Consider the following 22181-nt stretch of genomic DNA (forward strand, 5'->3'; position numbering starts at 1 on the left):
CCGGCATCAGCTTCCGCTGAGCCGAAAGCGCGCATTGAATCGAGTCCGGTCGCAGCCTGTTAAGGATGCGACGCACACCGTATTTGCACCGGGTTCCACCTTAACGCAGGTGTAAGACCGCGCCCCGCATGGTGCGCAGACAGGTGTCATTCAACAAGAACAAGGTTGCCCATCGATGGCGCAACAGGCGTCACAATCGATTATTGCCGAACTCGAGGATGCGGTCCGGGACGGGACATCAGCCAAGCGTGTGCAGACGCTGCGGCAGGTCACCGATCTGTTCCTGAACGACGGCGACCGCCTCAACGATGAACAGGTCAAGGTGTTCGACGACGTGCTCTGCCTCTTGGTCGCGCGCGTCGAGACCCGCGCGCGGGCCGAGCTCAGCAAGCGGCTCGCGCCGCTCGACTATGCGCCGTTCGAGGTGATTCAGCACCTCGCCTGGGACGACGACATCAGCGTCGCCGGCGACGTGCTGACCCACTCCAGCCGCCTCTCGAACGACGCCCTGCGCGAGATCGCGAGCAGCAAGGGCCAGGACCACCTGTTCGCGATCTCCGCGCGGGAAAACCTGCCGCCTTCCGTCACCGACGTGATCATCGACCGCGGCGAGGACAAGGTGATCCGGCGTCTCGCCAAGAATGCCGGAGCGCAGTTCTCCGACAACGGCTATTCCAGCATCGTCGCCCGCGCCGAAGGCGACGACGAGCTGGTCGAGATCCTCGGGCTGCGCATCGACATTCCGGCCAAGCTGCTGCGCGACCTGCTGCAGCGCGCCAAGGATACGGTGCGCGCCCGTCTGCTTTCGATCGCCTCGCCCAGGGCGCGCGAAGAGATCAGCCAGGTGCTGAACGACATCGCCCAGGAAGAGGCCGCGGCGCCGCGCCGCAACTACGGCATCGCCGAAGAGCTGGTCAAGCTGATGAAGCAGCTGAACGAGCTCGACGATGCGGCCGTCTACAAGTTCGCCGAAGAGGGCAAGCTCGACGAGGTCACGGTCGCGCTTGCCGTGCTCAACGACATGCCGATCGCGATGATCGAACGCCTGATGCTCGGCCTTCGCTCCGACCTGATCCTGATCCCGTGCCGTTCGGCGCGGCTCAACTGGCCGACGGTCGAAGCCATCCTGCGCAAGCGGCCGCTGCCGCTGCCGCTCGACAACGCGACGCTCGAGATCGCGCAGCGCGACTACCGCCGGCTCTCGCTCGAGACCGCGCAGCGCACGGTGCGGTTCTGGCAGCTGCACAACAGGATCGAGAAGCAGCCGATGGCGGCCGGCTAGAGCTTTTCCCGTTCCGATGGAATCGGAACGGGGCTCTAGATTCTTGTTTTGACGCGTTTTCTTCACGCGAACCGGTATCCACTTCGCTCGAAAACGCTCTAGGCCTCCGCGCCTCCGCGACAAAGAAAAAGGGTGGGCAACACGCCCACCCTTTTTGCTTTTGGCGTGCAGGGCAAGCGAACCGCGCTCGCCCTGCAATTTCCGCCTTAGTTCTTGCTCTTGTCGACCAGCGCGCCCTTCTTGATCCAGGGCATCATGTCGCGCAGCTTGGCACCGACTTCCTCGATCGGGTGCGCAGCGAGCTTGGCGCGGGTGGCCTTGAACGAGGTCTGGTTGACCTTGTTCTCCAGCATCCAGTCGCGGGCGAACTTGCCGCCCTGGATGTCGGCGAGCACGCGCTTCATCTCGGCCTTGGTCTCGGCCGTGACGATGCGCGGACCGGTGACGTACTCGCCGTATTCGGCGGTGTTGGAGATCGAGTAGTTCATGTTGGCGATGCCGCCTTCATAGATCAGGTCGACGATCAGCTTCACTTCGTGCAGGCACTCGAAATAAGCCATCTCGGGCGCGTAGCCGGCCTCGACCAGCGTCTCGTAGCCGCCCTTGATCAGCTCGACCAGGCCGCCGCAGAGCACCACCTGCTCGCCGAACAGGTCGGTCTCGCACTCTTCCTTGAAGGTGGTCTCGATGATGCCGGCGCGGCCGCCGCCGATCGCCGAGGCATAGCTGAGGCCGAGGTCATGGGCGTTGCCCGACGAATCCTTGGCGATCGCGATCAGGCAAGGCACGCCGCCGCCGCGCTGATATTCCGAGCGCACGGTGTGGCCGGGCCCCTTCGGCGCGATCATCAGCACGTCGAGGTCGGCGCGCGGATCGAGCAGGTTGAAGTGCACGTTGAGGCCGTGGGCGAACACGAGCGCAGCGCCCTTCTTCATGTTGTCGTGCAGGTGCTCGCGATAGATGTCGCCCTGCAGCTCGTCCGGGGTCAGCATCATCACGAGGTCGGCCCACTTGGCAGCTTCGGCGACTTCCATCACCTTGAAGCCGGCGTTCTCGGCCTTCTTGGCCGAGGCCGAACCCTTGCGCAGCGCGATCGCCACTTCCTTGACGCCTGAATCCTTCAGGTTCAGCGCATGGGCGTGGCCCTGGCTGCCGTAGCCGACGATGGCGACCTTTTTGCCCTTGATCAGGTTCAGGTCGGCATCGCGATCGTAGTAAACTCGCATCGTGGTTTCCTCGTTTGAAGGGGGCCAAAATCGGCCGATGAATCAGGCTTTCGGAAGGTCAGAACCGCCGGGCGCCCGCGAATTTCCGGCGTTGTCTAGAGCATTTTCCCCCTCAGGGGAAACCCTCATCTCGCATGGCGCGGTGCGGCATCATGCGTCCATGAAGACCGGGTAGAGCGAGGCCAGCAGCAGGATGGCCATCGCTACATTGAAGGCGCGGATCGCCCGGGGCGAGGTCAGGATCGGCCGCAAGGCGGTCCCGAACAGCGCCCAGACGACGCAGGACACCGTGCCCAGGATCAGGCTCAGGCCGACCTGGATCGCGATGTTCCAGGGAAAGGCGGCAATCGCCGCATAGGCCGTGATGGTGCCGATCACCATCACCCAGCCCTTGGCATTGATCCACTGGAACATGGCGGCGCCCCAGAACGTCATCGGGCCGCGGCCGCCCCTGTCGTCCTTGTCCGCCGAGGGCGGCTCGGCCATGGCGATGATGGCGGCGAGATAGATCAGGTAGACGACGCCGCCATATTTCAGGATCGTCTGCAGCACCGGATAGGCGATGAAGACGGCCCCTAACCCGACGCCGACCGCGCCGACCATGAAGGCGAAGCCGACCGTGATGCCGGCGATGTGGGGCACCGTGCGGCGGAAGCCGTAGGTCAGCCCCGACGACAGCAGCATGATGTTGTTGGGGCCCGGCGTGAAGAACATCACGACGGCGAACACGACAAAGGCGAACAGCAGCGAATTCGACATGGCGCCCTCACGCGACTTTCGGCAGAGCTTTTGGACGTTTCGACAGCAGCATCACGGCGATGCCGGCGATCACGGTGACCATGCCGGCTAGGCGCAGCGGCCCGAATGTCTCGCCGAACACGATGCTCGAGGCGGCGGAGCCGACGAACGGCACCAGCAGCGCGAACGGCACCACCTGCGCCGCCGGATAATCCCGCAGCAGCCGGCCCCACAGCCAGTAGGCGATGCTGGTCGAGATGCTGCCGAGACAGAGCATGCAGACGAGCCCGGTCAGCGACATATGGGTCAGCGCATGCCAGGTCGGCTGCGGGCCGTTGGTGATCAAGGTCAGCACCGCAAGCGGCACCGCGGCGGACAGGCACAGCCAGGCGAACAGATCGAACATCGGCGCGCCGTTCGCCTGCCGCAGCAGAAGATTGCCGATCGCGAAGCTGATCGGACAGATCATGATGATCGCAAACGCGGCGATGCTGAAGTCGTAGCCGACCGTCCCGCAGATCATCAGCAGGCCGAGCGCGGCGATCGCGATGCCGATCGCCTGGGTCCGCGTCGGGATTTCACCGAAGGCCAGGGCAGCAAAGGCGATGGTGAACAGCGCCTGGCTCTGCACGATCACGCTGGAAAGCCCGACCGGAACGCCATGCGCGATCGCAAAGGCCTGTGCGAGGAACTGGCCGAGGAACAGTGTCGCGCTGATCGCGATCAGAAGCGGCCAGGAAACGCCGGGCTTGCGCAGGAACAGGCACGGCAGCGCGGCGATGGCGAAGCGCAGCGTCGTCATCAGCTCCGGCGAGAACTCATCGAGCGCGATCCGGCTTGCGACGAACGCAAGCCCCCAGATCACCGCGACCATGACGGCGATGCCAACATCGGCCGGCTTCATTGTTGTTCTTCTTTTGCTTCCGTTTCGGTCGGGATCTAGATCTGGTCGTCGGGCTTCGGTTTGCGCAGCAGATAGGTGCCGTGCAGCGGCGCGTGGTAATCAACGGAGACCAGCGTGAAACCGGTCTCGGTCAGCATGCGCTCCATCACCCAGCCGAAGGTCGAGTATTCGTCGCGCATATGGGTGATCACGCTTTCGCGCTCGAAACCGTGATTCTTGATCGAGAAGTCGGCCCATCCTTCGACATCGCGATCGACACCGTCGGGCATACCGACGAACACCATGTCGCGCAGGTAGAAGTTCGCGCCCGGCTTCAACGCGTTGAAGATTCGCGACAGCGCCACCGCCTTCCAGAAGTCCGGAAGATGGTGCAGCGTGAACTCGCTGACGATGAGGTCGTAGGAATTCGGTTGGTAGGCGAACGACAACAGGCCGGCCGGCTGGGTCCGGATCTTCGCCTTGCGGTCGCGCGCATAGATTTCGGCAAGCCCGATCATCGCCGGCGAGATGTCGATGGCATCGACCTCGGCACCCATCAGCGCCGCCTCGGTGGCCAGCACGCCGTTGCCGCAGCCGATATCGGCGATCCGCCAGCCCGGCTTGACGCCGAGCATGGTCAGCGCCTGGCGGGCACGGACATCGCTGTCCTCGCTGACGTCATAGATCGAGGCCACCGCGGTATCGAGACCGACCTGCCGCCGTTGCGTGTAGTACCAGTCGCGCGCCAACATGACTCACATCCCTTCCGGCCCACGCGTGATCGCGGCCACCCCGGTTCGTGACACCTCGACCAGACCCAGCGGACGCATCAGGTCGATGAACTGACTGATCTTGGACGAATTGCCCGTGATCTCGAACACAAAGCTCTCGGTCGTGGCGTCGATCACCCGGGCGCGGAATGCGTCCGCCAGCCGCAGCGCCTCGACGCGGTGATCGCCACCGCCCCGCACCTTGACCATCGCGAGCTCGCGCTCGATCGAGCTGCCGGTCAGCGTCATGTCGACGACGCGGTAGACCGGGATCATGCGGTCGAGCTGATGCTTGATCTGCTGGATCACCATCGGCGTGCCGGTGGTGACGATCGTGATCCGCGAGAGATGTTTCTGGCTCTCGGTCTCCGAGACGGTGAGACTCTCGATGTTGTAGCCGCGGCCGGAGAACAGGCCGATCACGCGCGCGAGCACGCCGGGCTCGTTCTGCACGAGCACGGACAAAGTATGCGTCTCGTTGGGATCGTGACGCTCTTCGAGGAAGTAGGCGGATGCGGGCTGGTTCATGGTCGTCCCCTTACATTCTGTTCACGCCACCGCCCACTCGGCGGCCGGCGCAGCATCCGTTCCGATCCAGGTCCGGAACAGATCGAAATCGATATTGCCGCCGCTCAGGATCAGGCCGACCCGCTTGCCGGCGAGCCTGCTCTTTTCCTGCAGCGCGGCCGCGAGCGCCGCAGCGCCCGCGCCCTCGGCGAGATTGTGGGTGTCGGTCCAGTAGGCGCGGATCGCCTGCCCGACCTCGTCGTCGCTGACCTGCACGATGCGGGATGCACCCTTGCGGATCAGCGCGAACGCATCCGCGTCCGGAATCCGCGTCGCCATGCCGTCGGCAAGGGTGTTGCTGGTCTCGGTGGTGACGATCTTTCCGGCCGCAAACGACAGCGCGTAAGACGGCGCTTCGGTCGACTGTACGCCGACGATCTCGGTCTTCAGTCCGAGCAGGTCGCGCGCCATGATGCAGCCGCAGATGCCGGAGCCCTGCCCGATCGGCACATAGAGAATGTCGAGATCGGGCGCGGTACGGAACAGTTCGAGCGCGTAGGTCGCGACACCCAGCACGAGGTCCGCGTGGAACGACGGCACCATGTGCAGGCCGACGAATTGGGCGCGGCGCTCGGCCTCCTCCCGCGCGGCCTGGAAGTCGTCGCCGTGCTCGACGAGCTCGGCCCCGAACGCGTGCATGGCGCGGTTCTTCTCGACCGAGTTGCCGCGCGGCACGTAGATCGTCGCCGGCACGCCATGACGCCCTGCCGCGAACGCCAGGCTCTGGCCGTGATTGCCGCGCGTCGCCGAGATGATGCCGGGCACGTCGGGCCGCTCGCGCTTCAGCCGCTCGAGATAGACAAGGCCGCCGCGCACCTTGAAGGCGCCGGTCGGCGTGTGGTTCTCATGCTTGACCACGACCTCGGTGCCGAGCCGCTCGGCGAGCAGCGGCCAGGCGTGCGCCGGCGTCGCCGGCACTGCGGTGCCGACGACCCGGTGCGCGCGCTCGAGCTCGTTGAGGTCAAACATGATCCGTCCTCACACCAGCGCCTTGCCACCGGAGAAGGCCTTCGCGGTGGCCTCGTCGGTCGCCTCTTCCGGCAGCAGCATCTCGTTGTGCGCCTTGCCCGACGGGATCATCGGGAAGCAGTTCTCCAGCGCGGCGACGCGGCAGTCGAACAGCACCGGGCGCTTGATCGAGATCATCTCCTTGATCGCGCCGTCGAGATCGGACGGCTTGGTCGCCTGCAGGCCGACGCAACCATAGGCGTCGGCGAGCTTGACGAAGTCCGGCAGCGCCTCGGAGTACGAGTGCGACAGGCGGTTGCCGTGCAGCAGCTGCTGCCATTGCCGAACCATGCCCATGTACTGGTTGTTCAGGATGAAGATCTTGATCGGCAGCTCGAACTGGACCGCCGTCGACATCTCCTGGATCGTCATCTGCACCGAGGCGTCGCCGGCGATGTCGATCACCAAGCTGTCCGGATGCGCCACCTGCACGCCGACCGCGGCCGGCAGGCCGTAGCCCATGGTGCCGAGACCGCCCGAAGTCATCCAGCGGTGAGGCTCCTCGAAGCCGAAGAACTGCGCCGCCCACATCTGGTGCTGACCGACCTCGGTCGTGATGTAGGTATCCTTGCCGCGGGTCAGCTCGAACAGGCGCTGGATCGCGTATTGCGGCAGGATGATATCGTTGTTCTTGCGGTAGGACAGCGAGTTGCGCGCGCGCCATTGCGCGATCTGCTGCCACCACGACTTGATGTCCGGCTTCCTGGCTTCGGCCTTGAACACCTGCAGCAAATCGCCGAGCACGTTGCCGGCGTCGCCGATGATCGGCACGTCGACGCGGATGTTCTTGTTGATCGAGGACGGGTCGATGTCGATGTGGATCTTCTTCGAGCCCGGCGAGAACGCGTCGGTACGGCCCGTGATGCGGTCGTCGAAGCGCGCGCCGACGCACAGCATGACGTCGCAATCATGCATCGTCATGTTGGCTTCGTAGGTGCCGTGCATGCCCAGCATGCCGAGCCAGTTCGGGCCCGAGGCGGGATAGGCGCCCAGCCCCATCAGGGTCGAGGTGATCGGGAAGCCGGTCGCCTCCACCAGCTGGCGCAGCAGTTTCGAGGCCTCGGGACCCGAATTGATCACGCCGCCGCCGGAATAGATCACCGGGCGCTTTGCATTGGCGAGCAGCGCCACCGCCTTGCGGATCTGGGTCGCATCGCCCTTGACGCGCGGCGTGTAGGAGATGTGCACGTCCGACTTGCGCGGCGGATGATAGGTGCCGGTCGCGAACTGCACGTCCTTCGGCACGTCAACCACGACCGGGCCGGGCCGGCCGGTCGTGGCGACATAGAAGGCCTCGTGCAGCACCCTGGCGAGGTCGTTGACGTCGCGGACCAGCCAATTGTGCTTGGTGGCGGGCCGCGTGATGCCGACCGTGTCACACTCCTGGAAGGCGTCGTTGCCGATCAGATGGGTCGGCACCTGGCCGGTGATGCAGACCAGCGGGATCGAATCCATCAGCGCGTCGGTCAGCGGCGTCACCATGTTGGTGGCGCCGGGGCCCGACGTCACCAGCACCACGCCGGGCTTGCCGGTCGAGCGCGCATAGCCTTCGGCGGCATGGCCGGCGCCCTGCTCGTGACGGACCAGGATGTGCTCGACCTCGCTCTGCTGGAAGATCTCGTCGTAGATCGGAAGCACCGCACCGCCGGGATAGCCGAAGACATGCTGCACGCCGTGATCGATGAGCGCGCGCACGATCATCGCGGCGCCGGTCATCTGATTGGGATCGTGGCTCTTGTCGGTCATGGTTCGCTCCGGATGCGCTTGTTTTTGCGCGGCTTTTGTCAGTTCTCGTCAGTTCGGCTTCGGGCAATAAAAAGGGGCCCCAGAGGCCCCATGCACACCGCCCGAATTTGGATGGCCGCTAGCCATCCCCGGCGGTGTGCCTGGGTACGACGGCGATAAGCAGTTTGGTAATAATGTTGCGCACGAGACGACCCAGTCTTCCCAAAGGTTGCGCGAACATAGCGGCCAAAGCCTGAATGTCAAGGCAAGGCAAGCACTTTCGCGATTTCCGTACTCTACCGGGGTTCCGCTCGTTCGGCGAGTGTTTTTGCGCAGGCGAACGCGCATGGCTGACGGGCGTGCGGGAGCGCCGGCCCGGGCTACGGGACCCGGCTCTCCAGCCATTCCCCGCCAGCTTCCGGCACTACCCATTCGAATTCCCGGAGCTGATGGCGAAACCAGGTGAACTGGCGCTTGGCATAATGGCGGGTGTCGGCCCGGCCGATCTCGGCCGCCTCCTCGCGGCTGATCTCTCCCCTCAGGTGCCGGATCAGCGCCGGCACCCCATGGGCCTTCATCGCCGGCAGCAGCGGATCGAGCCCACGAGCCGCCAGCGCCGCGACCTCGTCGAGCGCGCCGGTATCGAGCATGACACCGAACCGGGCGTCGATCCGTGCATAGAGGGTCTCGCGCTCCGGCGCGAGAAACAGCGCATGAAAATCGCCCGGCGGCAGCAGTGGCGGCAGGCCCTCGCGATGCCAGTCCGGCAGCGGCCGGCCGGTGGCCTCGACAACCTCGAGCGCGCGCGCGATGCGGGTGCGGTCGCGCGGCTTCAGCCGTTCGGCCGACACAGGATCGCGCTCGACCAGCTCAGCATGCAGCGCCTCGACGCCGCGTTGCTCGAGCCGTGCGCGCACGCCGTCGCGCACATCAGCCGGGATCGGCGGCACCGCCGACAAGCCGCGCGTCAGCGCCTTGAAATAGAGGCCCGAGCCGCCGATGAAGATCGGCAGCCGTCCTTGCGCACGCGCCTCGTCGAGCACCTTGGCCGCGTCAGTCACCCAGGCGCCGGCGGAGAAATTCACGCCGGCGTCGACATAGCCGTAGAGCCGATGCGGAACCAGCGCCTCTTCGCCTGCGGTCGGCCGCGCGGTGATGATCCGGAGGTCACGATAGACCTGCATGGAGTCGGTGTTGATCACGACCCCGCCGGTCCGCTGCGCGAGCTCGAGCGCCAGCGCCGACTTGCCGCTGGCGGTCGGCCCTGCGATAAGCACTGCCTTGTTCAACAATCCCGAATGCGCCTGCATGTCCCTCGTTGCCACGCTGATCTGCAATCCTGCAAGCCCCGCGCTCGACTCCACCATCGTCGACGGTGCGCGGGCCGTGCTGCCCTCACCCGGCCCGGCGCAGTGGCTGTTCAACGAAGTCGCCGCCGACATTCCGTTCGAAAGCGAGGACAGCAGCAGGGACGCTATCAAGGCGATCGAGGAACGCCTTCGCCAGGCCCGCGGCGACCTGCCGATCGACATTGTCGTGCAGCCTCGGATCGCCCGGCGCAAGAAGCTTTTTCTGGCCGACATGGATTCCACCATGATCGGCCAGGAGTGCATCGACGAGCTCGCCGACTTCGCCGGGCTCAAGGCCCATGTCGCCGCGATCACCGAGCGCGCGATGCGCGGCGAGATCGAGTTCGAGTCCGCGCTGCGCGAGCGGGTGGCACTGCTCAAGGGCCTGCCGGTCAGCGTGGTCGACGAAGTGCTCGACAAGCGCATCACGCTGACGCCGGGCGGCCGCGAACTGGTCATGACCATGCGCACGCACGGCGCCTATACCTGCCTGATCTCCGGCGGCTTCACCTTGTTCACCAAGGTTGTCGCGGCGAAGGTCGGCTTTCAGGAGAACCGCGCCAACCAGCTGCAGGTCGCGGACGGCAAGCTGACCGGCGAGGTGGTCGAGCCGATCCTCGGCCGCGCCACCAAGCTCGCCACCCTGATCGAGCTCACCGAATCCTTCGATCTCGACGAGATCGACACGCTGGTAGTGGGCGACGGCGCCAACGATCTCGGCATGATCCAGGCTGCGGGCCTCGGCGTTGCCTATCACGCCAAGCCGGCGGTCGCGGCCGCGGCCGCGGTCCGGATCGACCACGGCGATCTCACCGCGCTGCTGTACGCGCAGGGCTATCGGCGAGATGAGTTCGTGGCGGGGTAAAGGCTCATGCAGCCTGTCGTCCTCCGCGAAAGCGGGGGACCCAGTATTCCAGAGACGTCGATGGACGATGGAGAGGCTGCGGCGTACTGGATCCCCCGCTTTCGCGGGGGATGACAGTGAGGGTGACGCGCAGGCGCGCCTTACTGCACGCCGAGCGCCACAAACCGCAGTTCGCCGTCGCCGTTCGAGACCAGCAGCAGCACCGACTTCTTGCCGTCCTTCTTGAGCTGATCGACGCGCTTCTTGATGTCGGCGGCGCTCGACACCGCCTCCTGCGCCACCTCGACGATGACATCGCCCGCCGACAGCCGCTTCTCGGCGGCATCGGAGTTGCCGTCGACGCCGGTGACGACGACGCCCTTCACGCTGTCCTTGATCTTGTACTTGGTGCGCAGGTCCTTGCTCAGCGCGGCGAGGTCGAGACCGAGCGCCTTCTGGGTCACCGGCTTCTCGGCGGTGTCGTCCTTCGACTTGGCGTTGACCTGCTGAACCTTCTCGTTGTCCTCGAGCCGGCCGAGCGTGACCTTGCGGGTCTCCTCATTGCCCTTGCGGATGACGACGACGTCGACTTCCTTGCCGACCGCGGTGTCGGCAACGATGCGCGACAGATCCTTGGGATCCTTGACGTCCTTGCCGTCGAACTTGACGACGACGTCGCCGGGCTCGATGCCCGCCGGCTTGGCCGGCCCCTTGTCGTCGACACCGGCAACCAGCGCGCCGCGCGCCGGCTTGATGTTGAGGCTGTCGGCGATCTCGTCGGTGACCTGCTGGATGCGCACGCCGAGCCAGCCGCGGCGCAGCTCGCCGAATTTCTGCAGCTGGTCGACGACGCCGGCCACGGTCTTCGACGGCACGGCGAAGCCGAGGCCGATCGAACCGCCGGTCGGCGAGATGATCAGCGTGTTGACGCCAATCACCTCGCCATCGAGGTTGAACAGCGGACCGCCGGAATTGCCGCGGTTGATGGCGGCGTCGGTCTGGATGTAGCTGTCATACGGGCCCTGGCTGATGTCGCGGTTCTTGGCCGAGACGATGCCCGCGGTCACCGTGCCGCCGAGGCTGAACGGGTTGCCGATCGCGACCACCCAGTCGCCGAGCCGGATCTTGTCGCTGTCGCCGAACTTGACCGCGGTGAGCGGCTTCGACGGCTTGAATTTCAGGACCGCGAGGTCGGTCTTCTTGTCGACGCCGACCAGCTCAGCCTTGATCTTGGTGCCGTCGTTGAGGATGACGTTGATCTCGTCGGCGTCGGCGATGACGTGGTTGTTGGTGACGACGATGCCCGCGGTGTCGACGATGAAACCCGAGCCGAGCGAGTTGGTCTTGCGCGGCTGGAACTCACCGCTCTTGTCGCCGCCCTTGCCAGGCGGCCCGCGGCGGTTCTTGAAGAAGTCGTCGAAGAATTCCTCGAACGGCGAGCCCGGCGGCAGCTGCGGCATCGTCCGGTCCTTGGCCTCGACGGTCTGCGACGTCGAGATGTTGACGACGGCGTCGATCACCTTCTCGGCGATGTCGGCGATGCCTTCAGGACCGCGTGCGAACGCAGGCACGGAGCTCAGCATGCTCGCAGCACCGATCGAGATCGCGGCTCCCATCATGCGGAAGCGGCGGCTCAGGGCTGGTCTGGCAGCGGTCATGTCGGAGTTTCTCCAGGCAAACGGGTTCAATTGAGCTGGTTACAGAGTGCGCCCGAACGGGCATACGGCGCAAGCATCTCAGCCCGGCATTTCGGCGAAAAACCGGCGGCGAGAGGCTCACGATTATGTTCAGTCTTGCTCGTCATTCCGGGGCAGCCCGACAGGGCTGAACACCAGAGGCGCAATTGCGCCTTGGGGAATCTCGAGGTTCCCCGATGCGCTATCGCGCATTGGCGGTCATGCTTCGGATGCTCCGGAACGGCGACTATCTTCGCACCACCCAGATCAGCACAAGCCCGGCGACCGCCGAGCCGATACCGACGATGCGCAGGATGTTGTCGGGCGTCGCCAGCGCGCTCTTCATCGCCCGGCGCATCCAGGCGGGGCTTGCCGCGAACAGGATGCCTTCGAGGACGAACAGGATTCCCAACCCGATGAGGAAGTCGCCGAACGCTATGGACTTCATCGGATGGCAGCCTCCCGCTCGATACTTGTTGTTTTTGGTCGGCGGCGAAGCGTCATCCGCATCGCCGCCAAGTCCTGATGTTCAAGTCGTGACGTTACTGTTTCGGCGCGGCGGCCGCCTCAGGCAACCTGCCATTTGCACCGCCGAAGTATCTGAAGAATTCCGAGTCCGGCCGCAACAGGAAACGCGTGTCGCTGGATCGCAGGCCGTTCTCATAGGCCGTCATCGAGCGATAGAACGCGAAGAAGTCCTTGTCCTTGCCATAGGCTTCGGCGAACAGGCGGTTGCGCTCGGCATCGCCCGCACCGCGGGTCTGGTCCGCGGCCGAGTTCGCCTCGGCGACGATCACGGTCGCTTCGCGGTCGGCCCTGGAGCGGATCTCCTGCGCCTTCTGGTCGCCCTGGGCACGGAACTCGGCCGCCTCGCGCTCACGTTCGGTCTTCATCCGGTTGTAGACGGCCTGGCTGTTCTGCTCCGGCAGGTCGGCACGGCGGATTCGGACGTCGACGACCTCGATGCCGTATCCGTCCGCTTCCCTGTCGAGCTGCTCGCGAATCCGCTGCATCAGCTTCTCGCGATCGTCACGCACCACGGTGATGAAGTTGACCTCGCCGAGCACGCGGCGCAGCGCCGCGTTCAGCAGCGTGGTCAGCTGCAGATTGGCGGCCTGGATCGAGCCGACGCTGGTGTAGTAGCGCAACGCATTCTTGATGCGATAGCGTGCGAAGGCGTCGACCACGAGCCGCTTCTGGTCGGAGGCGATCACCTCCTGCGACGGGTTTTCCAGATCGAGGATGCGCTTGTCGACGTTGATCACCGAATTCCACGGCGCCTTGAAGTGCAGACCGGGCTCGGTGACGATGTCGACCGGCTCGCCGAACCGCAAGACAATGGTCTGCTCGGTCTGCTGCACGGTGAACACCGAGCTGTAGCCGACGGCGAGCACAATGAAGAGGATGATCAGGGACACAATGCCGGTGACGGGGGACCTCATCGGGTGGCTCCCTGCTGCTGGCCGGTCGTAGCCGGTGCCGCCGGACGCCGCGGCGTCAGTTCGCCGAGCGGAAGGTAGGGCACGATGTTCTGGCCCGGGCCGCCGTCATAAACCAGCTTCTCGGAGCCGCCGAGCACTTTTTCCATGGTCTCCAGATAGATGCGCTCGCGCGTCACGTCGGGTGCCTTCTTGTACTCTTCGTAGACTTTCAGGAAGCGTGCGCTCTGGCCCTTGGCGTCGGCGACCGCCTGCTCCTTGTAGCCTTCGGCGGCCTGCAGGATCTGCGCGGAACGACCGCGCGCTTCCGGTACGATCCGGTTGGCGTAGGTCTGTGCCTCGTTCTGCTTGCGCTCGAGGTCGGCGCGCGCCGCCTGCACGTCGCGGAAGGCGTCGATCACCTGCGCTGGCGGATCGACCTTCTGCATCTGCACCTGCGTGATCTGGATGCCCGCGTTATAGGTATCGAGCGTCCTCTGCATCAGCTCCTGGACGCTCTGCTCGGTGACGTTGCGCGCCCCGGTCAGGATCGGCTGGATCTGCGAGCGGCCAATCACCTCACGCATCGCGCTTTCGGCAACCGCCTTCACGGTGCCTTCGGGATTCTGGATGTTGAACAGATAGGCGCCGGCCCCACCCGGCTTGATGCGCCACAGCACCGTGAAGTCGACGTCGACAATGTTCTCGTCGCCGGTCAGCATCAGGCTCTCTTCCGGCACGTCGCGCATGGTGCGGCCGCGGCGAGCGGGATCGTCGATCAGGGTCATGCCGATCGAGATCGTGTTGACGCGCAGCGCTTTCGGCAGCAGCACTGTCTCAATCGGATATGGCAGGTGATAGCGCAGGCCCGGCTGCGCATCGCGGACATACTTGCCGAAGCGCAGCACGACGCCGAGCTCTTCGGACTGCACGCGGAAGATGCCGGTCGCGAACCAGATCGCCAGCGCGGCGACCAGCACCAGCGCGACGCCCATGCCGCTGAAATGCCCGCCGGGCAGCCACTGCTGCAGGCGGTCCTGGCCGCGCCGCAGCAGATCCTCAAGATCCGGCGGCCTTGGCCCGGCTGACTGCGGACCGGTGCCCCATGGCCCTTTCGGACCCGAGCCCCAGGGCCCCCCGCCTTGATTTTTCCACGGCATCAAACATCTCCTCGGCAAGTCCGGACGGGACGCCCGGCCTCGAATGTCCGGCCCGGTTATAGGGGACCGCTAGGGCCCTTACAACGCAAGCTTCCTCGCCGGACGAGCTATGCGCCGGGGCATAATTGTCAATGCAAACATTGGTTAACCCCGGCCGCGCCGACGATATGTCACATAGGAGAAGTCGGCACTGTCGTCCGGACCTGCCGGATTTCGCACGCGCGCCACCTCGTCCCATTGCTGCGCATCGATTTTGTCGAACCGTGTGTCGCCGTCCGGCCGGGCATGGACCTCGGTGATCTCAAGGCGATCGGCGGTGCCGATCCACTGCGCGTAGATTTCCGCGCCACCGATGATTGCAATCTCAGTGGCGAAACGCCGCAGCGCGTCACCAAGCGCAATGGCGCGGGCGTTTTCAAACGACGTCGTGACGATGGCGCCGCCCGCGCGGTAGTTGGCATCGCGCGTCACCACGATATTGGTGCGGCCCGGCAGCGGCCTGCGCAGGGACTCAAAGGTCTTGCGCCCCATCACGACGGGCTTGTTCAGCGTGATCGCCTTGAAGCGCTGCTGGTCGGATTTCAGCCGCCACGGAATAGCGTTGTCGCTCCCGATCACGCCGTTCTCGGCGACCGCTACGACGAGCACGATCTCCATCAGCGCGTCCCTTCAGCGAGCGTCGACAGCGCCTCGCCGGAGACCCGGCAAATCGTCCATTCGTCCATCATCTCGGCGCCGAGCGACTTGTAGAATGCAATCGACGGCGCGTTCCAGTCGAGCACCGCCCACTGCAGGCGCGACCAGCCATTGGCGAGGCATTGCTTCGCCAGATGCACCAGCAGCGCCTTGCCGATGCCCTTGCCGCGCAGCGCCGGACGCACGAAGAGGTCTTCGAGATAGATACCGTGACGGCCGGCGAAGGTCGAGAAGTTGACGAACCAGACCGCGAAGCCGGCAGGCTCGCCGTTCCATTCCGCGATGTCGCAATAAAGCCGCGGATTGGCGCCGAACAGCGCGTCAGCGATATCGGCCTCGCTGGCGTGAACCTCATGCAAAAGCTTTTCGTATTCGGCAAGTTCGCGGACCAGCGAGAACACCAGTCCGGCCTCATCGGGCCGCGCGCGGCGGATCGTCAGCGACATTCAATTCCTCGGACCACAACTCATACCGCCACCTCGGCCTTGATGTGCGGATGCGGGTCGTAACCTTCGAGTTTGAAGTCCTCGTAGCGAAACGCGAAGATATCCTTCACGTCCGGATTGATCGCCATCGTCGGCAACGGCCTCGTCGGCCGCGTCAGTTGCAGGCGCGCCTGCTCGAGATGGTTCGAGTAGAGGTGCGCGTCGCCGAGCGAGTGCACGAAATCACCGGGCTTGAGCCCGGTCACCTGCGCGACCATCATGGTGAGCAGCGCATAGGAGGCGATATTGAAGGGCACGCCGAGGAAGACGTCGCCCGAGCGCTGATAGAGCTGACAGGACAATTTGCCGTTGGCGACATAGAACTGGAACAGGCAATGGCACGGCGGCAGCGCCATCTTGTCGACCTCGGCCGGATTCCAGGCGCTGACGATCAGCCGCCGCGAGTCCGGATTGCGCTTGATCATCTCGACCACGCCAGCGATCTGGTCGATGCTGCGGCCATCCGGCGCGGGCCACGACCGCCATTGCGAGCCGTACACCGGACCGAGGTCGCCGTTGGCGTCGGCCCATTCGTCCCAGATCGTGACGCCGTTGTCGTTGAGATATTTGATGTTGGTGTCGCCGGCGAGGAACCACAGCAGCTCGTGCACGATCGCCTTCAGCGGCAGCCGCTTGGTGGTCAGCATCGGGAAGCCGGCCGCGAGGTTGAAGCGCATCTGATGACCGAAGATCGACAGCGTCCCGGTGCCGGTGCGGTCGCGCTTCTCGGCACCGTCGGCGAGGATGCGTTCGAGCAGGTCGTGATACTGGTTCATGGCGTCTGTTTCGGGCTTTCGAGAGAACGGCCAATGTAGCGGCCAAGGCCGCCGGTCGGCACGCTGATTCGGCTGAACGCGCCGATTATACCCTGAAAAGTGAGCACTCCGCGCCAAACGACAAGGGGCGGAACTCGCGTCCCGCCCCTGTCCTATCCACTTGATCGTGCTGGATTAAGTTGCCGGCTTGAGCACCGGCGTCCACTTCGCGATCTCGTTCTTGACGAGGGTCGCGAGCGCCTCCGGCGTGCGGTTGGCCGGCGCCGGGATCACGCTGCCGAGCTCGAGCAGGCGCTTGCGGACGTTCTCGTCGTCGAGCGCCTTGATGGCCGCGGCATTCAACGTGGCGATGATGGCGGGCGAAGTTCCCTTCGGCGCGAAAATCGCATTCCAGGCCTGGGCCTGGAATGCCGGCAAACCGGCTTCCGTCGTGGTCGGCACATTGGGCAGCGACGGGTTGCGCTCGGGGGTGGCGACCGCATAGGCCTTGATGGTGCCGGCGTTGATCTGCGGCACCGCGTTGACGATCTGGTCGCACATGTAATCGACCTGGCCGGCGACCAGCGCATTCATGGCCGGGCCGGTGCCGTTGAAGGGCACGCCGACCGGCTTGATGCCGAGGATCGAATTCAGGAGCTCGCAGGAGGCGTGCGAGACCGAGCCGATGCCGGCATGCGCGGCGTTGACCTTCTCGGCATTGGCCTTCACGTAGGTGACGAATTCCTTGAGATCCTTCGGCGGAAAGTCCTTGCGGGCAAGGATCAGGATCGGCGTGCCGGCGAGCAGCGCGACGGGCTCGAAATCCTTTTCCGGGTGATAGGCAAGCTTCGGATAGAGCGGCACGGAGGCGGCGTGCGTGCCCATATGCCCTGTGATCAGCGTATAGCCGTCATTGGCGGCGCGTGCGGCGCGCGTCGTGGCGGTGGTGCCGCCGGCGCCGACCACGTTCTCGATCACGATGCTCTGTCCCAGCGTCTGCGCCATGTTCGCGGTGACGATGCGCGAGATAACGTCGGTCGGGCCGCCGGCTGCGAACGGCACGATCATGGTGATGGTGCGGGTCGGATAATTTTGCGCGGACGCCGGCATGGCGAATGCGCCGAGCGCTACAAATGCCGAAAGGCATGCGCCCGCAAGCGAGCGAATGGACATCATCTCAATTCCTCCCGGAACGTTTGACCAATAGAAATGCCGGCCAAATCGGCCGGCATTTTCATTTCACGGGACGACATCGAGTGTCGATTCGACTTCCGCCTGCGGCGCGCCGACGCAGGGCCGGCGCTCCCTGTTTGAGCATGATCTATCCGGAAAACCGCTTCACACTTTTCCGGATCATGCTCAGCCCTCGGATTCCACGAACACTTCGTCGCGCTTGGCACGCAAGGTCGGCAGCACGGCCAGCACCAGGAGACCGGCCGCGATCGCCAGCAGCACCGCCGACAGCGGCCGCGAGACGAACACGCTCCAGTCGCCGCGCGAGATCAACAGCGCGCGACGCAGGTTCTCCTCCATCAGCGGGCCCAGCACCATGCCGAGCAGCAGCGGTGCCGGCTCGAAATCATGCTTGATCAGCCAATAACCGACGAGACCGAACACGCCTGCGAGCACGACATCGACCGGCGCGTTGTTCACCGAGTAGATTCCGATCGCGCAGAACACCACGATTGAGGGGAACATCAGCCGGTACGGCACGCGCAGCAGACGGACCCAGATGCCCACCAGCGGCAGGTTGATGATGATCAGCATCAGATTGCCGATCCACATCGAGGCGATCATGCCCCAGACCAGATCGGGCTGCTTTTGCATCACCTGCGGACCCGGCACGATGCCGTGGATGGTCATCGCACCGACCATCAGCGCCATCACCGCGTTCGGCGGGATGCCGAGCGTGAGCAGCGGGATGAACGAGGTCTGCGCCGCGGCGTTGTTGGCGCTTTCCGGCGCCGCCACGCCCTCGATCGCGCCGCGGCCGAACCGCTTCGGATCCTTCGCCAGCTTCTTCTCCAGCGTATAGGCCGCGAACGAGGCGATCACGGCGCCGCCGCCCGGCAGGATGCCGAGGATCGAGCCGAGCACGGTGCCACGCAGGATGGCCGGCGTGGAATCCGCGAGGTCCTTCCTGGTCGGCATCAGGCCGGTGATCTTCTGCTGCACCAGGTTGCGGTTCATCTCGGCGCCGTGGTCGAGGTTGCGAATGATCTCCGCGAAGCCGAACACGCCCATTGCCACGGTGGCAAAGCCGAGACCGTCGGCGAGCTCGGGGATGTTGAAGGCCATGCGCGAGGCGCCGGTCTCGATGTCGGAGCCGACCATCGACAGCAACAGGCCGAACACGATCATCGCGATCGCCTTCAGCACCGAGCCCTTGGCGAGCACCACCGCGAAGATCAGGCCGAGCACCATCAGCGAGAAATATTCGGCCGGGCCGAACGCCAGCGCGAGCTTGGTCAGCGGCGCGCCGAGCACGGCGATCAGCACGGTCGCGACGCAGCCGGCGAAGAACGAGCCGATCGCGGCGATCGCCAGAGCCGGACCGGCGCGGCCCTGTTTCGCCATCTGGTGGCCGTCAAGCGCGGTGACCACGGAGGTCGCCTCGCCTGGAATATTGACCAGGATCGAGGTGGTCGAGCCGCCATATTGCGCACCGTAATAGATGCCGGCGAGCATGATCAGCGCACCGACCGGCGGCAGGCCGAAGGTGATCGGCAGCAGCATGGCCACGGTGGCGATGGTGCCGATGCCCGGCAGCACACCGACCAGCGTGCCGACCAGCGCGCCGATCAGGCACATCAGAAGGTTGATCGGCGAGAATGCGACCGCGAAACCGTGGGCGAGATTGGCGAACAGTTCCATCACGCCCTCACTGGGTCAGGAAACGCGGGAACATCGGCATCGGAAGTCCCAGCACATAGGGGAACAGCAGCGCGCAGCCGACGGTCAGACAGGCGCCGACAATGACGGCCTCGACCAACTTCGTCTCCTGCGAGCCCATTGCCGCGATCATGAAGGCGGCAAAGGCGGAGACCACAAGCCCGAGCGGCCGGATCGCCAATGCGAAGAGCACGATTGCCGCGGATACGAACAACGGGCCGCGCCAGGAATAGGCCGCGATATGCGGGCCGGCCTGCAGAACTCCCATCAGCGCGACACCACCGCCGAGCAACAGCAGCAGCACGGCGAACATGCGCGGCGCGGTTCCGGCGCCGAACGAAAATCCGTGCATGCCCTGCAAATCGCTCGAGGCCCACAAGGCAAACAGCGCAACCGCCATCATGGCGAGCCCGCCGACAAAGTCCTGCGGACCGCGCACCCATTTCGGCAAGATCGATTTGACCGGCGCCTCGCTCGGCGTATCGCTCATGACTTCGCTTCCCCCGTCAGGGCTGTCCCGCCCGTTTTGATTGAATGGCTGGCTTGTGGTCCGTTGACCGAAAGCCTTGCTAGCGATTTTCGTCAGATAACGCCAGCGAAACCCAAGAGGCCTCCGGCCAGCAACATCCACAAAGGGTTGATCCGCGTCGCAAAAGCAAGCGCCGCCGCGACAATGGTGATCAGGACCGCGATCCAACTTTGGTCTGAGGTCTGCGCCACGATCAGGCCGGACGCCGCCATCAGACCGATCGACAACGGAACCAGTGCCGCCTGGATGATCGCCGGCCAGCGCGCGTCGCGCGAGCGATCGAGGAAACGGCTCACATAATAGGCAAGCAGCGCGGTCGGTCCGCACATCGCCACCGTCGCGGCCAACGCCCCGGCGACACCTGCGACAGAATAGCCTATCAAGGTCACGATCAGCACGTTCGGCCCCGGCGAGAGCTGCGAGATCGCGAATACGTCGGCGAACTGCTTGTCGGTCAGCCAGTGATGCACGTCGACGGCGGCACGGTGCATTTCGGGAATCGCCGAATTGGCGCCGCCGACCGCAAACAGCGACATCAGGCCGAAGGTCCAGACCAGCGCAGCGATCGGATTGGACTCCGAGCTCATGCCCGCACCATGCGGCGGGCCAGGACCGTCGTCGCAATGCTGAGCGGGATCGCCACCAGCAGCACGATCTGGAGCGGCCACCGGATCAGTCCGATCGCGACGAAAACCGCAGCCAGAATGACGAGGCCCGTGACATCGCGCCGCTTCAGGAGCGGCATCATCATCTTGAAGACGACGGCGAACAGCAGTCCGACCGCGGCACAGGCGACGCCGGCGAGCGTCCGGCGCAGCACATCAATGTCGCCGTAACGGGCATAGAGCGCGGCAAGGATGGTCGCGATCACCATCGGCGGCCCGACCAGCCCGGCGAAGGCCGCGAGCCCGCCGGCTATGCCGCGAAAGCGCGAGCCGAACACGACCGACAGGTTGACGATGTTCGGACCTGGAAGGAAATGGCACAGCGCGAAGGTCTCGTTGAACTCCTCCGCGGTCATCCAGCGGTGTTGCTCGACGATCGCGCGCCGGGCCCAGACCAGAACTCCGCCAAAGCCGGCCAGCGACATCTTGGCGAAGGCCAGGAACAGCTCGAGCAGGCCGGGCTGGTGGGGCGGCGATGGTTTGGAGGCATCCGGCGCCTTGGCGGCAACCGGCGGGGATTCCGGGGGCATGGACAAAACCTAGAACGGCGTAAGGAGGCCGGCCAACCCCAAATCGGTGGGTTTTCACAGCCGAAAGGGTCTGAATCGGCTCTGTTTTTCTAAGACTTTGCCGCTATATTGGGGGTGCCGGTTCGCCGGCTATGGAAATAAATGACCGTCGCAATAAACCATTCGGACCCGGGGGCGGTACCCGGCGCCTCCACCAAAACCCATCCGTCGCGGTGGCTTTCGGCGGGGGCGAAATAGGATCGACGAGGGCGTAAAGGGCGTGTTTTTTCTCGGTATGGTTCCGCCGACATCGGGCCAATGCAATAGTTGCCAACGACAACTTTGCTCCGGTTGCTCAGGCTGCGTAACGCAGTTTGAAAGACCATCTTAAAGTCCTAGCGGGTTAAGCTCCGCTAGGCGGGGTTCGGAGGCACCTGGCAACAGAAGCCTCCACTTTATTCATCATTTCCCGATCGGGCGTCGGCCCGCATTTCAGCTGTCAGCCCTGCTGATTTCCGGCTCCCGGCGGGGTAGCATGGCAAAAGGGCGAGTCGGACGGTCCGGCGCCGCCCCGGCGGGCATTTTCGAAGCGACAGGATCACCATGGCGACCGATCACATCCGATATGACGTGCTGGCGCGCGATGCGCTGCGCGGGGTGCTGCGCCGGGTGTTGTCCGACGCCGCCGAACACGGCCTGCCGGGTGAGCACCATTTCTACATCACCTTCCTGTCGCACGGCGACGGCGTGAAGCTGTCGCCGCGGCTGCTCGCGCAATATCCGGAGGAGATGACCATCATCCTGCAGCACCAGTTCTGGGATCTGGTGGTGACCGAGGATCGCTTCGAGGTCGGCCTGTCGTTCGGCGGGATTCCCGAGCGGCTGACCGTGCCGTTCGCCGCGGTGACGCGCTTCCTCGATCCGTCCGCGCCGTTCGATTTGCGCTTCGACGTCTCGGACGCACTGTCCGAAGAAGCCCCTCCCGCCACGGCGCCGGCCTCTCC

General features: G+C 64.9%; 23 protein-coding genes and 1 other RNA gene. 4 read left to right on the forward strand and 20 right to left on the reverse strand.

All coding sequences use genetic code 11. From position 1 onward, the window contains the following. Positions 1-175 precede the first annotated feature (175 nt). Positions 176-1282, forward strand: coding sequence for a DUF2336 domain-containing protein (locus AC1VNY_RS32115; protein WP_482408179.1), 1107 nt, complete (start codon positions 176-178; stop codon positions 1280-1282). Between the two features lie 206 nt (positions 1283-1488). Here the strand turns inward: AC1VNY_RS32115 and ilvC are convergent, their stop codons facing one another. From ilvC to miaA, 8 genes are all read right to left on the reverse strand, one after another. After that, positions 1489-2508 (reverse strand): ketol-acid reductoisomerase, encoded by a 1020-nt coding sequence (ilvC, locus tag AC1VNY_RS32120; RefSeq protein ID WP_018272993.1) that lies wholly within the window; start codon positions 2506-2508, stop codon positions 1489-1491. Between the two features lie 150 nt (positions 2509-2658). Next, entirely contained in the window at positions 2659-3267 is a 609-nt protein-coding gene (locus tag AC1VNY_RS32125; protein ID WP_482408180.1) for a LysE family translocator, read from the reverse strand. Positions 3268-3274: 7 nt separating this feature from the next. Next, positions 3275-4150 (reverse strand): EamA family transporter, encoded by an 876-nt coding sequence (locus AC1VNY_RS32130; RefSeq protein WP_482408181.1) that lies wholly within the window; start codon positions 4148-4150, stop codon positions 3275-3277. A gap of 35 nt (positions 4151-4185) precedes the next feature. Beyond that, positions 4186-4881: a class I SAM-dependent methyltransferase gene (locus AC1VNY_RS32135; protein WP_038383365.1), complete on the reverse strand. Its 696-nt coding sequence runs from the start codon at positions 4879-4881 to the stop codon at positions 4186-4188. Positions 4882-4884: 3 nt separating this feature from the next. After that, positions 4885-5427 carry an acetolactate synthase small subunit gene (gene ilvN, locus AC1VNY_RS32140; protein WP_016841057.1) on the reverse strand — a complete coding sequence of 181 codons (543 nt, stop codon included), beginning with the start codon at positions 5425-5427 and terminating at the stop codon, positions 4885-4887. 21 nt (positions 5428-5448) lie between these two features. Then, on the reverse strand, positions 5449-6435 hold the full coding sequence (locus AC1VNY_RS32145) for a threonine dehydratase (protein ID WP_482408182.1): 987 nt from the start codon (positions 6433-6435) through the stop codon (positions 5449-5451). Between the two features lie 9 nt (positions 6436-6444). Further along, positions 6445-8220, reverse strand: a complete 1776-nt coding sequence (locus AC1VNY_RS32150; protein WP_482408183.1) for an acetolactate synthase 3 large subunit — start codon at positions 8218-8220, stop codon at positions 6445-6447. Positions 8221-8579: 359 nt separating this feature from the next. Continuing rightward, positions 8580-9509 carry a tRNA (adenosine(37)-N6)-dimethylallyltransferase MiaA gene (gene miaA / locus AC1VNY_RS32155; protein ID WP_482408190.1) on the reverse strand — a complete coding sequence of 310 codons (930 nt, stop codon included), beginning with the start codon at positions 9507-9509 and terminating at the stop codon, positions 8580-8582. On the opposite strand from miaA, the gene serB reads away from it, so the two are divergent. Continuing rightward, entirely contained in the window at positions 9508-10413 is a 906-nt protein-coding gene (gene serB, locus AC1VNY_RS32160; RefSeq protein ID WP_482408184.1) for a phosphoserine phosphatase SerB, read from the forward strand. The genes miaA and serB overlap by 2 nt on opposite strands. 140 nt (positions 10414-10553) lie before the next feature. Here the strand turns inward: serB and AC1VNY_RS32165 are convergent, their stop codons facing one another. The 12 genes from AC1VNY_RS32165 to AC1VNY_RS32220 all read right to left on the reverse strand — a co-directional run bounded on the left by AC1VNY_RS32165 (position 10554) and on the right by AC1VNY_RS32220 (position 21198). Then, the gene (locus AC1VNY_RS32165; protein ID WP_225162562.1) at positions 10554-12050 is read right to left on the reverse strand and encodes a Do family serine endopeptidase; all 1497 of its coding nucleotides are present in this window, start codon (positions 12048-12050) and stop codon (positions 10554-10556) included. 265 nt (positions 12051-12315) lie between these two features. Beyond that, a complete protein-coding gene (locus AC1VNY_RS32170; RefSeq protein ID WP_028332483.1) occupies positions 12316-12516 on the reverse strand; it encodes a DUF2065 domain-containing protein in 201 nt (66 codons plus the stop codon). 94 nt (positions 12517-12610) lie between these two features. Continuing rightward, positions 12611-13510: a protease modulator HflC gene (hflC, locus tag AC1VNY_RS32175; protein ID WP_028342343.1), complete on the reverse strand. Its 900-nt coding sequence runs from the start codon at positions 13508-13510 to the stop codon at positions 12611-12613. After that, positions 13507-14646 (reverse strand): FtsH protease activity modulator HflK, encoded by a 1140-nt coding sequence (hflK, locus tag AC1VNY_RS32180; protein ID WP_028342342.1) that lies wholly within the window; start codon positions 14644-14646, stop codon positions 13507-13509. Before hflK ends, hflC begins: the two co-directional genes overlap by 4 nt. Before the next feature lie 144 nt (positions 14647-14790). After that, positions 14791-15303: a dihydrofolate reductase gene (locus AC1VNY_RS32185; protein ID WP_304496390.1), complete on the reverse strand. Its 513-nt coding sequence runs from the start codon at positions 15301-15303 to the stop codon at positions 14791-14793. After that, complete coding sequence (locus AC1VNY_RS32190; RefSeq protein WP_482408185.1) at positions 15303-15788, reverse strand: GNAT family N-acetyltransferase; 486 nt, start codon at positions 15786-15788, stop codon at positions 15303-15305. Before AC1VNY_RS32190 ends, AC1VNY_RS32185 begins: the two co-directional genes overlap by 1 nt. A gap of 20 nt (positions 15789-15808) precedes the next feature. Next, the gene (locus AC1VNY_RS32195) at positions 15809-16603 is read right to left on the reverse strand and encodes a thymidylate synthase (RefSeq protein ID WP_482408186.1); all 795 of its coding nucleotides are present in this window, start codon (positions 16601-16603) and stop codon (positions 15809-15811) included. Between the two features lie 174 nt (positions 16604-16777). Beyond that, the gene (locus AC1VNY_RS32200) at positions 16778-17758 is read right to left on the reverse strand and encodes a tripartite tricarboxylate transporter substrate binding protein BugD (protein ID WP_304496392.1); all 981 of its coding nucleotides are present in this window, start codon (positions 17756-17758) and stop codon (positions 16778-16780) included. Positions 17759-17941: 183 nt separating this feature from the next. Further along, positions 17942-19456 (reverse strand): tripartite tricarboxylate transporter permease, encoded by a 1515-nt coding sequence (locus AC1VNY_RS32205; protein WP_028342337.1) that lies wholly within the window; start codon positions 19454-19456, stop codon positions 17942-17944. Positions 19457-19463: 7 nt separating this feature from the next. Then, positions 19464-19964 (reverse strand): tripartite tricarboxylate transporter TctB family protein, encoded by a 501-nt coding sequence (locus tag AC1VNY_RS32210; protein ID WP_482408187.1) that lies wholly within the window; start codon positions 19962-19964, stop codon positions 19464-19466. A 92-nt stretch (positions 19965-20056) separates the two neighbouring features. Further along, on the reverse strand, positions 20057-20590 hold the full coding sequence (locus AC1VNY_RS32215) for a chromate transporter (RefSeq protein ID WP_028342336.1): 534 nt from the start codon (positions 20588-20590) through the stop codon (positions 20057-20059). Beyond that, positions 20587-21198, reverse strand: coding sequence for a chromate transporter (locus AC1VNY_RS32220; protein WP_482408188.1), 612 nt, complete (start codon positions 21196-21198; stop codon positions 20587-20589). Before AC1VNY_RS32220 ends, AC1VNY_RS32215 begins: the two co-directional genes overlap by 4 nt. Positions 21199-21276: 78 nt before the next feature. Here AC1VNY_RS32220 and ssrA point away from each other — a divergent pair. Together ssrA and AC1VNY_RS32230 are read left to right on the forward strand one after the other, a co-directional pair. Next, positions 21277-21632: a transfer-messenger RNA gene (ssrA, locus tag AC1VNY_RS32225) on the forward strand. Between the two features lie 148 nt (positions 21633-21780). Continuing rightward, positions 21781-22181, forward strand: a 401-nt coding sequence (locus AC1VNY_RS32230; protein WP_482408189.1) for an SspB family protein, incomplete at its 3' end; no start/stop codon positions are given.

This window comes from Bradyrhizobium ferriligni, from assembly GCF_056837965.1.